We start from the raw sequence: 7,623 nt of genomic DNA, 5'->3' as shown, positions 1-7,623 counted from the left end.
CCACGACGGCAGCCTGGTCGCGGTGTGCGGGGTCGATCCGCTGAACCTCGTCGGCACCTTGTTGCCCGGCAGCAAGGTCCCGGCCCTGGCCGGCAACCGCCTGGTGTACCGCGACGGGGTGCCGGCGGCGGCGCACATTGCCGGCAAGCCTCACGTCTGGTTGGAGCTGGACGAACCCGCGGCCCTGCTGCTGCGCACCGCCCTCACCCGCCACTGAGCACCCCGCCGGCTACTGCGGGCGTGGCGCGTCAGGCAACAGCACGCCCGGGGTGTCGTGGTGCTCCGGTTCATCCTCCTGGGCGTTGCGCTTGGGCAGCACCACCTGCTGTGGATAAGTCTGGGCGAAGTGCACCCAGGGGCTGTTATCCACCAGCTTTTTCAGGCGCTGGTTGAAGGCGCGGTTGACCGCGTACTGGCCGCCGGAGACGGTGCGGAACTGCGCGGTCAAGACCACGCCGTTGAGGTCCATCTTGTCCACCCCGAACACGTCCAGCGAACCTTGCAGGTTGTACTTGAGGAATGGGTCTTCGCTGATGGAGCGGCCGGCTTCGCGGATCAATTCCACCGCCTTGTCGACGTCGGTGTCGTAGGTGAACTGCACCGAGAAAAACGCATAGGCGAACTGCCGGGACTGGTTGGTGACCGCCTTGATCTGGCCGAACGGCACCGAATGCACGAAGCCCTTGCCGTCGCGCAGGCGCAGGGTGCGAATGGTCAGGCCCTCGACGGTGCCGGCGTGGCCCGAGTCGAGCACCACCCAGTCGCCCACCGACAGCGTGTCTTCAATGATGATGAACAGCCCGGTGATTACGTCCTGCACCAGTTGCTGCGAACCGAAACCAATCGCCAGGCCGACCACCCCGGCACCCGCCAGCAGCGGGCCGACGTTGATCCCCAGGTTGGCCATGGTGGTGATCGCGCAGATCACCACCAGGACGATTTTGATCGCATTGCGCAGCAGCGGCAGGATGGTCTTGACCCGGGTACTGGGCTGGCGTGCGCCGCGCTTGCTGACCGGTGGCTTCAAGGCCTCCTGGATCGCCGTGTCCAGCACCACCCACAGCAGCCAGGTGACGAGGAAGATCAGGCCGATGCTGCTCAGGGAGTCGCTGATGGCCCGGCCCACGGTATTGCGCTGGGCGAACTCGAACAGCGACAGGCCCCAGATCCGCCCGAGGATTTCAATGAAGGCGATGGCCATGACAATGCGCAGCAAGGCGTGCAGCAAGCTTAAAAAGCGTTCCTTGTAGGCGCTGCTGCGTTGCAGGGCCTGGGCGCTGCGGGACTTGAACAGGTGCTGGAACACGGTGCTGAGAAACACCGTGGCAATCAGCAATAGCGTGGTCAGCAAGGCGCAGCGCAGGGCTTTCTGGTTGTCTTCGCCAACACCGATCAGGTTGATCGCCGAGACCAGCACCATCAGCAGGATCGGCCAGTACCAGAGCCCGGAAAAAATCCGCAGCGACTCTTGCAGCGCCGGTTGCTTGAGGCGCTGGGCCAGGGGCCGGTTGCGAATCAGGTGCGCCACCGGCCGGCGCAGGCGGATCACCAGCAGGCCGAAAATCACCGAGGCGAACAAACCGGTGAACACCGCGATGCTGCTGGTGATATTGCCCCCCAACTGTCGGGCGATCTGCGGGCTGGTCAGGGCATCACTGAGGGCCGCAAGAAAGCCGATCAGGAACAGCGGCCGCGGGCAATGGCGGCGAATGATCTCCACCGCCGGGCGCTTGTGGCCGACATTGAACATCACCACCAGGCACAGCAGCACCGAGGTCGAGACGATGCCGCTGCTGGTGGCGTAGGCAAAACACAGGGCCAGGGCCCGGCCCACCGACGCCTGCAGAAAGTGGCTGGCGTACAGGGTCAGCGGCAGGCAGATCAGCGCCGGCAAGGTGTAGGGCAACAGGTAACCAAGCAGGGACTGGCTGCGCTGGCGGGTCGCCAGCAGGCGCTGCCGGTTCAGGCGCTTGGCGAACAGGCCGGCGGCCAGGGTGAGCACGATGAAAGCGCCGATCCACACCCCCGACAGCATCAAAAAGTCGCCGACGACGCTCCAGGCCGAGCGATCCGATGGCTGGTTGACCAGCCGGCCCACCTCGTCCGCCGCCCGGTCGGCGCGCAGGCGCCAGGCGTCCACCAGGTTTTCATTCAGGTCGAGTTTTTGCTGGACGTCATCGATGCTCGAACTGATGGCACCCAGCAGGCCGCCTTGCACCAGCAGTTCGGGTTTGGCCGGCGCCTCGGCAGCGTCGGTGCTGGTGCTGGCCGCAGGTGGCGGGGCGGCGGCTTCCAGCTCGCTGCTGCCGAGCACCAGCACGATCCCCAGCAGTAGCGCGATCTTGAAATTGAACAAAACGCGGAGCTCCTTGAGAAGGGTCTGTAAGGAACTGATCGGCAAATGCCCGGCAAGTTCGGTTTGCTGCGCAATCCGTCCGACTGCGCAGTGCCATCCGTAGCCCCGTCGAAACTTTCCCGGCGCCGCCACAGTCAGCAAAAGATCAAGGGCAATGCACCGCGGTGCACGGGAGGACAGATGGCGGCGATTGATCCAGGTACCTCGAGCCGGTGCCGGCGCGATAGCCACGGGCCCTTGGCCCTCGTCTTCGGCTGCGGAGGCCGGCCATGAGCAGCCAGCAGACGGCGGTGCTCGGTGAGCCTGCGACGCCCGTCGAGGCCCGGGTGCAGCGCGTCAGCATCCTCACGGTCAATACCCACAAGGGCTTCACCGCGCTGAACCGGCGTTTCATTCTTCCCGAATTGCGCGAAGCGGTGCGCAGCGTCGGCGCCGACCTGGTGTTCCTGCAGGAGGTGCACGGCACCCACGAGCAGCACCCGCAGCGCTACAGCAACTGGCCGAGCATGCCGCAGTACGAGTTTCTCGCCGACAGCATCTGGCCGCAGTTCGCCTACGGGCGCAACGCGGTGTACCCGGAGGGCGACCATGGCAATGCGCTGCTGTCGAAATTCCCGATCATCCGCCACGACAACCTCGACATTTCCCTCAACGGCCATGAAAACCGCGGCCTGCTGCACTGCGTCATGCAGGTGCCCGGCCAGGAGCAGGAGCTGCACGGGATTTGCGTGCACCTCGGGCTGCGCGAAGCCCACCGCGTGCAGCAGTTGAACCTGTTGCTGCAATGCCTGGAGCAGATCCCGCCCGGGGCCCCGGTGATCGTCGCCGGCGACTTCAATGACTGGCGCCAGCGCGCCGATCGGGTGCTGGCCGGCAGCGGCTTGCGCGAAGCCTTTGTCGATGCCCATGGCAAGCCGGCCCGCAGCTTTCCGGCGCGCTGGCCGCTGCTGCGGCTGGACCGCATTTACCTGCGCAACCTGCGTATCCACCGGCCCCAGGTACTGGCGGCTCACCCCTGGTCCCATCTTTCCGACCATGCGCCACTGTCGGTGGAGGTCGAATTATGAGCAGCACGCCCCTGGAAAAAACCACCCTGGACCCCCTCGCCAACCCCGTGGCGGCCAGCGAAACCCCGGCCGCGGACCTGGAATACGGCTGGCACAGCAATAACCGGGTCGAACTGCTGGAAAACGGCGAGGCCTACTTCCCACGGGTGTTCGCTGCCTTGCGCCAAGCCCGCAGCGAAATCCTCCTGGAAACCTTCATCCTCTTCGAAGACAAGGTGGGCAATGAGCTGCATGGGATCCTGATCGAGGCCGCGCAACGCGGGGTACGGGTCACGGTCAGCCTCGACGGTTTTGGCTGTGGCGAGCTGAGTCGGGAGTTCCTGGGCGCCCTGAGCGAGGCCGGGGTGCACCTGCAATTGTTCGACCCGGCGCGGCCGCTGCTGGGGGTGCGCACCAACTGGTTTCGCCGGCTGCACCGCAAGATAGTGGTGGTCGACGGGCGCCTGGCGTTTATCGGCGGGATCAATTTCTCCGCCGATCATCTGGCGGATTTCGGCCCCGAAGCCAAGCAGGATTACGCGGTCGAGATCGAAGGCCCGGCGGTGGTGGATATTCACCATTTCGCCCTGGTGCAAAGCGGTCGCCCGGCCCGGGCCAAATATTGGTGGCAACGGCGCCGTCGACGCCGCTGCGAACTGGCCCTGAGTGACCATGACGGTCAGGTACGGCTGGTGTATCGGGACAACCGCGAGCATCGCTCGGACATCGAAGAGGTGTACCTGCATGTGCTGCGTGGCGCCCGGCAGCGGGTGGTGATCGCCAATGCCTATTTCTTTCCCGGTTATCGCCTGCTGCGGGAAATCCGCAACGCGGCCCGGCGCGGGGTGGATGTGCGCCTGATCCTGCAAGGCGAGCCGGACATGCCCATCGCCAAATTCGCCGCACGCATGCTCTACGACTACCTGCTCAAGGACGGTGTGACCATCTACGAATACTGCCAGCGCCCGCTGCACGGCAAGGTGGCCCTGGTGGATGAAGACTGGAGCACGGTCGGTTCGAGCAACCTCGACCCCCTGAGCCTGTCGCTGAACCTGGAAGCCAACGTGCTGATCCGCGACCGGGCGTTCAACCGCCTGCTGTTCGAGCGCCTGGAACGGCTGAGCCAGGACCACTGCCAGGCCATGCCGGAAAACCGCCAGCCCCGGGGCCGGCTGTGGCGCCTGACCGTCGGCTTCATGGTGTTTCACTTCCTGCGCCATTTTCCGGCCTGGGCCGGCTGGTTGCCGGCGCACAAACCGCAGCTCAAGCCTTTTGTGCAGCACAAGGCGCCACCGGAGCAGCCGTCATGAGCCCGCCCAGCGCCCACGCAGCGCCCTCCGAGAGCCAGGGCTCCAGAACCCTTTGGCAACGCCTGAAAAAGCCACTGACGGTGTTGTTTTTCCTGCTGTTGATCGTGCTCTTCACCCTGCTCGCAAGGCGCATCGACTGGAGTGAAGTGTTCAGCACCCTGGCGGATTTCAAGGTGCGCACCCTGATCATCGCCGCCGGCCTGACCCTGGCCAGCTTCCTGGTGTACGCCTGCTTCGACCTGATCGGCCGCACCTACATCCGCCAGGACCTGGGCTGGCGGCAGATTTTGCCGGTGGGGATCATCAGCTACGCCTTCAACCTCAACCTCAGCGCCTGGGTCGGCGGCATCGCCATGCGCTACCGCCTGTATTCCCGGCTGGGGGTAAGCACCGGCAATATCGCCAAGATCCTCGGCCTGAGCCTGGCCACCAACTGGTTCGGCTACATGGTCCTGGCCGGAGGGGTGTTTGCCAGTGGCGTGGTGCAGATGCCTCCCGGCTGGAAACTCAGCAGCAGCGCGTTGCAGGCAGTGGGCGTGCTGTTGCTGCTGCTGAGCATCGGCTACCTGGCCGCGTGCCAGTTCTCCCGACGTCGGGAATGGGCGATCCGTGGCGTGGAAATCAACCTGCCGTCACTGCGCATGGCGCTGCTGCAACTGGCACTGGGGGCGCTCAACTGGTCGTTGATGGCGGCGGTGATTTTCACCCTGCTGCCGGGCAAGCTGGACTACCCGGTGGTGCTCGGGGTGCTGCTGATCAGCAGCATCGCCGGGGTCATCACCCATATCCCGGCCGGGCTCGGGGTGCTGGAGGCGGTCTTTATCGCCCTGCTGCAACACGAGGTGTCCCGGGGCAGCCTGCTGGCCGGGTTGATTGCTTACCGGGCGATCTACTTCATCCTGCCGCTGCTGGTGGCCCTGCTGATGTACCTGGTGGTGGAAGCCAAGGCCAAGGCGCTGCGGATAGCGAAGAAACCGGCCTGATGCAGCGCCAGGGGCCTGGCGCTACGGCCGCCGATCAGCGTTCCTGAATGATGCTCAGGCGCTCGCCGACCACCATCTCGGTGATCCAGCTGACCAGGATCGAAGTGTAGGCCTGCTGCGACACCGGATCGCTCAGGGAGTGGTCGGCGCCGTCGATGATGCGGTGGGTCAGGGAATGGGTCTGCTGGCACGCCGCGCGGTAACTCATGATGGTGGCGTGGGGCACGTGGTCGTCGGTCTCGGACTCCACCAGCAGCACATCCCCGGTAAAGGCGGCGCAGGCATGCAGCGCCCGATTGCTGTCGGCGCGCACCAGGCTGCTGCGGTAATGCATCAGGTCGGCCTTGTCCAGGTCACGCTTGGGCGTATGCCACTGCTCGTCGCGGTACAGCGCAGGCACCCGCAGCGCCAGCCAGCGCACCGGGCGCAGGGAGGTGAGGATGCTCGCCAGGTAGCCGCCGTAGCTGGTGCCGACCACGGCAATCGCCGAGGTGTCCAGGGCCGGGTGCGAAAGCAGCCGGTCATAGGCCGCCAGCAGGTCGCGCAGGTTGTCTTCGCGGGTGACCCGGGACAATGGAATGCCGGTGCCGGCATGCCCCCGCAGATCGAAGGTCAGGCACACGCAGCCGAGGCCGGCAATGCCCTTGGCGCGCTCCAGGTCGCGCTCCTGGCTTCCGCCCCAGCCGTGGACGAATAACACCCCCGGGACTTTCGATTTGGGACTGAGAAAATTCCCGCTCATCTGTTCATCATCGATGTCGATTTGAATGCTTTCGCTTCTAGCCGTCATAGGATTGGACCGTTACGTATTTGAGAAGAAAATCGCTGTTGTCCGCCGGACCGCGATACACCTCGATGGCGTCCGCAGGCAGTGCCTGATCACGGTAGGTTTCCACCGAGGCGACCTTGATCGCGCGCATTCCGGGGTCGTTGATAAAAGCCTGCAAGGCCGCCACTTCGGCACTGCTGGCGCCCCCCATGCGCCAGGACTGTTCGAGCACGCCGCTGCGCACCTGACCGTCGGCCGCCCGGCCCTGGGCGATGTCGTAATTGCGCCGCGAGGCAAAGAAGCCTGGGTAAACCTCATCCGCGGCGCTGTCGAACACCTGGGCCTGCTGCACCGCCAGGCGCACGTCCTGGGGCAGGTCCAGGGCCAGCAGCGTTTCGTAGCCACCCGGCACCACCAGCAAGCGCGAGCCACCATAGACCTGTTCGCCATGGGCGTCCTCGGTCAGGAACTGCTCGCCGCAATAGCTGATGACGTGGCCGGCGATAAACGACTGGCCAACACTGTGAGTGATCACCCCTTGCAGGTCCTGTTCAAGCACCACGCCCTGCTCGAACAGGCTGGCGGTCTGCGGCTGAGCCAGGGCTTGGTCGAAATGCTCGAGGCTGTCGATCACCTGTTGCCCGCGGCCGGCGCAGGCGTGAATCGGCTTGATGCGGATCGGCCCGCACTCCAGCAAGCGGCTGGCGGCGGGCCGCGCATCCTGCTCGGAAAACACACTGAAGCCGTCCAGCACCGCATCCCCGACCCGTTGCGCAAACAGCGGCGACCAGCCCGGCGGCGCTACGGCCTCGGCGCTGAACAAACCATGGGCGATGGCTTTGGTGGCGATAAAGTCATGCTCGACGTAACCGCCCCATAAATCGTCGGCCTGGGTCACCCCCAGCGCTCGGGCCGCTTCGGCCCCGACCAGGGTCTGGGTCGGCAGCCAATACAAATCACGCCCGGCATGCTGCGCCGGGTCGTAGCTGCCGCCGTATTTCAGGCCGAGAATCTGCGCCAGCCAGCGGGCCAGCGCGCGGTTGGTTTCGACTTCATGCAGGGGCGCCTGGGGACGGGTGGAATGCGCGACCACCAGCTTGTTGCGGTTTGTCGAGGTCATGGGGCCACCTTGGCCAACCGGCCGATGAGTGTGCCCTTT

Annotated in this window: 7 protein-coding genes; 4 read left to right on the top strand and 3 right to left on the bottom strand. The window is 65.3% G+C overall.

What is annotated here, in order from left to right; all coding sequences use genetic code 11:
* Window positions 1-217 (top strand): hypothetical protein (locus CF161_RS33165; protein ID WP_020297881.1); only part of this gene is annotated, 217 nt, incomplete at its 5' end.
* Window positions 218-229: 12 nt separating this feature from the next.
* Here the strand turns inward: CF161_RS33165 and CF161_RS17320 are convergent.
* A complete protein-coding gene (locus CF161_RS17320) occupies window positions 230-2,356 on the bottom strand; it encodes a mechanosensitive ion channel family protein (RefSeq protein WP_020297880.1) in 2,127 nt (708 codons plus the stop codon).
* A gap of 269 nt (window positions 2,357-2,625) precedes the next feature.
* Between CF161_RS17320 and CF161_RS17315 the strand changes: the two genes are divergently transcribed.
* The 3 genes from CF161_RS17315 to CF161_RS17305 are packed head-to-tail and all read left to right on the top strand — an operon-like array spanning window position 2,626 to window position 5,695.
* Entirely contained in the window at window positions 2,626-3,423 is a 798-nt protein-coding gene (locus CF161_RS17315) for an endonuclease/exonuclease/phosphatase family protein (RefSeq protein ID WP_020297879.1), read from the top strand.
* Entirely contained in the window at window positions 3,420-4,712 is a 1,293-nt protein-coding gene (gene clsB / locus CF161_RS17310; RefSeq protein ID WP_020297878.1) for a cardiolipin synthase ClsB, read from the top strand. Before CF161_RS17315 ends, clsB begins: the two co-directional genes overlap by 4 nt.
* On the top strand, window positions 4,709-5,695 hold the full coding sequence (locus CF161_RS17305) for a lysylphosphatidylglycerol synthase domain-containing protein (RefSeq protein ID WP_020297877.1): 987 nt from the start codon (window positions 4,709-4,711) through the stop codon (window positions 5,693-5,695). The genes clsB and CF161_RS17305 overlap by 4 nt, the downstream gene beginning before the upstream one ends.
* A gap of 34 nt (window positions 5,696-5,729) precedes the next feature.
* On the opposite strand, the gene CF161_RS17300 is transcribed toward CF161_RS17305, so the two are convergent.
* Window positions 5,730-6,485: a S9 family peptidase gene (locus CF161_RS17300; protein WP_020297876.1), complete on the bottom strand. Its 756-nt coding sequence runs from the start codon at window positions 6,483-6,485 to the stop codon at window positions 5,730-5,732.
* A complete protein-coding gene (locus tag CF161_RS17295) occupies window positions 6,475-7,584 on the bottom strand; it encodes a DUF3182 family protein (RefSeq protein WP_020297875.1) in 1,110 nt (369 codons plus the stop codon). The genes CF161_RS17300 and CF161_RS17295 overlap by 11 nt, the downstream gene beginning before the upstream one ends.
* Window positions 7,585-7,623: the final 39 nt, after the last annotated feature.

This window comes from Pseudomonas sp. CF161 (assembly GCF_000416215.1).
GTDB lineage: Bacteria > Pseudomonadota > Gammaproteobacteria > Pseudomonadales > Pseudomonadaceae > Aquipseudomonas.
The sequence above is the reverse complement of the archived record's forward strand: the minus strand, read 5'-3'. Positions and strand labels throughout refer to the sequence as shown.